Source organism: Endozoicomonas sp., from assembly GCF_031844845.1.
GTDB lineage: Bacteria > Pseudomonadota > Gammaproteobacteria > Pseudomonadales > Endozoicomonadaceae > Endozoicomonas.
Map to the genome: position 1 here is coordinate 1 of NZ_JAVRMB020000180.1, position 3,208 is coordinate 3,208.

A 3,208-nucleotide genomic window follows, 5' to 3' on the forward strand; every position below is an offset into this window, starting at 1 on the left:
GTTCAGGGGGACCCGAGGACTCGAGAGCCTAAAGGCCTAAAAGCCGACAACCGAACCCGCCGAAACCTCTAAACCTTGATAAGTGCGTGGCGATTGGGTCACGAGTTGGCTTCCTTCGGAAACTGACCTGCGTCGAAACATAAGCAGGCCAACGAATACTTCCTTAATGTCTACCCTGAAAGTTTTCGTTAAACAGCCCGATATCAATACTTGACATCAATAACGTAAGTGATTATTTCATGAAGAATATCGACAATAATAATTCTACTTACTTATATCTTCTCCACCAACTAAATCAAAAAGAACTAAATAACACAACTGAACCCTTGGGTTTGACAAAAGAGAGACGACTGGTTACCCAATCGCAACTGAATTCGTGGAACCAGCTCTTTGTTCAATTCGAAATGATGGGTGATATTGAGTCCTTTGATCAATGCCAACAGGCCTTATCTGAGAGAATAATAAATAATGACGTCACTCCCACTAAAGCCTTTACAGCCGACGATCTCAAGAAAGAATTATTGATAAAACTTGCTAAAAGCACAGTCACGATCGGTAATAAAGAGTATCCTGTGGTCGAAATCAGTGAAAAAACTCCGATTCTTTTTCAATGGTTTAACTTAAAAAAACTCGGACTAGAAATTCCAGCCCACTACCTGGAAAACATCAAGGCAATCTGCAGATTAGAACCAAACAGGGATATCGGATTATTATTCAACGGCGACCATTTAAGCAAAACCAATCAAAAAATACTTACTCAACTTCAAAGTGAATACGATAATTTCAGGCTAATCAACTTTTACGACCTTGAAATGGATAGCGTTAATTTTGAAATAACTGAAGAAATAATAGAACATATTACTTCACCTGAACTCAGAGATACTTTAACTGAATTGTCAAAAGCAAAAGGAAAAAATCTCACCATTCAGGAAGCTATTCATTTACTACCTACATATGCACATATAGATGTCTCTCGTTTTATAGCCATGAACCTGGCGGGAAAATTATTCACTGAAAATCCAGACAAATCAAAATCCGGGTGTATTTTTATGGACTGCGATATGGAGTTAAAAGAACCGATAGGCACGCTGACAAGCATCGATGGTTTTCTCTGCTACATGAAGCACTTCGATGAAGAAATATACACGATAGAAGCTGGCCTGTTTTGTGTTGATCGGCCCGGGCATCCTATTATCTCATCCATATTGAACGAACTCTCTAACCCCCAGACAGATAAGACGATGACATTAAATGGATACCCCCTCTACGTCAGAGCTGTTAAAAAGCACTTTTCCCTTGGAAAATTCGACAGCAGCTCAGTAAAATCAAAACTTCCTATAGCATTCCCACTTCATAATATTAATCCTGATCAAAGCAAGACTTCCAAATCAACATGGACTGATCAATAGCCAATATTTCCAGACGTTACTCAGAGAATAATCTCATAACAGGAAGGGAATAAAGGACACCCAAAAAGAAAGGAAAAAGAACAAAAAAGAACAAAAAGAACAAGACATCCATAAACTTGACTCCCCAAAGAACTGCTCTATTTTTCTCCTGTGCTCACTTTATTCCAGACAGGAGAACCCATGACCAGTGCCCGAAGAAACCTGATTGATACGGCCAGTACGTGCTACTACCACTGCATCGCTCGCTGTGTTCGCCGGGCGTGGCTCTGTGGACAAGAGAAATAGAGGACACCCATAAGTTTATCCATTCTTTAAGTATGGATATTTTATTGGGTGAAAGAGATTGTAAAGAAAACCCTGAGTACAAAGGGCCTTACGAGGGGTAGTATGTCCTGGATCCTCTGGTAGTATGGTCTTCACCCTTGGAGGCCATATGACCGTGGACATTTCCCACATTTTAGAGTTCCTGCCCTGCCCGACACCCACCGCTTGGATTGATGAAGCTCGCAAGCCTGAAAACCTTCCTATCCTGCTAGTGGATCATGCGAACAATGAACTCAAGGCTGCCCAGAGTGCTACGGCTATCATGAGTCGTTATCGTACTGGGCAGTTCGGTCAAAACCGCGGTAATAACGACAGCACTAATGAAGAGAAGGGCAGGCTTCAGCTTAAACCGGAAGATCAGTTAAGTCTGTTGAATAGAATGTCCAGGCTGGCCCGGGAAGAGCTGAGGCACTATGAGCAGGTTCTGGCCATTATGGCTCGCAGGAATATTCCCTATACTCACCTGGGTGCAGGTCGCTATGCCGGTCAGCTAAGTTCAGTCGTCCGTACCTTTGAACCTGCAAAGCTGGTGGATACCCTGGTTATGGGGGCATTTATCGAAGCCCGTTCCTGTGAGCGCTTTGCAGCACTGTCACCATGGCTGGATGATGAATTGAGAAAGTTCTATTTGTCCCTGCTGAAATCTGAAAGTCGACACTTTCAGGATTATCTGACATTGGCAGAAGCAATCAACGGTGCACCTGTCAATGACCGGGTGGAGGTGTTTGCCGGAATTGAGCAGAATGCCATTGAATCCCCTGACCGGAATTTCCGTTTCCATAGTGGTATACCTTGAAGTAACCAGCGCCGCAGGCGTCTGGTTGACTGAATTATACGGCTAGTTGCTGGGGATAAGCTGACGGATAAGCAGTTCAAGCTGGTCGAAGCGTTTGTCTATTTCATCAAACCGCTGGTCATGTTTATCAAACCGCAGGTCATGTTTATCAAACCGCAGGTCATGTTCAGACTGATGTTTTTGAACTTCTTTTATGTCTCTGGCGGCAGTACCGACTGTTGCGACAATATCGGTCAGGGTATTCCGTATATGGTCGAGTTCATTGGCAGGTTTTTTGTGTTTATTCATACCGTACGCCGTTGTTGTTGATGAATAGGTCAGGAGGCGTAGTGTAGTCGAAGATCAGTAGAGTCGTATAACAACCTGATTTTCTGATGCCAGAGCTCGTTTAAAAAAAAGTGCAGCCTGTGGTGTTTTACCCCGGGATAGGGAATTGGTTCATGGATAAACCATTTTCATTGAGCTCTATTTCCCAGCCTTTGTCGGTCCAGTCACCCAGTACATAACGTTTTCCGATACCCTGCTGCAAAGCAACGTTATGAATATCTGGCCGATGGGTGTGGCCATGAATCAGGGTGTTTACCTGAAATTTGTCCATCATTTTAATAACAGCTGATGGAGTAACATCCATAATTTCCAGTGTTTTACCAACTTTGGCTGATTTGCTGTTCTGTCGGAT

The 3,208-nt window shown here is 43.2% G+C and carries 3 protein-coding genes and 1 pseudogene; 2 read left to right on the plus strand and 2 right to left on the minus strand.

Going from position 1 to position 3,208, the window contains the following annotated elements:
* Nucleotides 1–239: 239 nt before the first annotated feature.
* Complete coding sequence (locus RM811_RS09375; RefSeq protein WP_402523287.1) at nt 240–1,409, plus strand: hypothetical protein; 1,170 nt, start codon at nt 240–242, stop codon at nt 1,407–1,409.
* A gap of 409 nt (nt 1,410–1,818) precedes the next feature.
* The gene (locus RM811_RS09380) at nt 1,819–2,529 is read left to right on the plus strand and encodes a tRNA-(ms[2]io[6]A)-hydroxylase (RefSeq protein ID WP_402523288.1); all 711 of its coding nucleotides are present in this window, start codon (nt 1,819–1,821) and stop codon (nt 2,527–2,529) included.
* A gap of 42 nt (nt 2,530–2,571) precedes the next feature.
* On the opposite strand, the gene RM811_RS09385 is transcribed toward RM811_RS09380, so the two are convergent.
* Nucleotides 2,572–2,817 (minus strand): hypothetical protein, encoded by a 246-nt coding sequence (locus RM811_RS09385; RefSeq protein WP_402523291.1) that lies wholly within the window; start codon nt 2,815–2,817, stop codon nt 2,572–2,574.
* A 127-nt stretch (nt 2,818–2,944) separates the two neighbouring features.
* A pseudogene (locus tag RM811_RS09390) lies at nt 2,945–3,208 on the minus strand (UDP-2,3-diacylglucosamine diphosphatase); the annotation flags it as partial.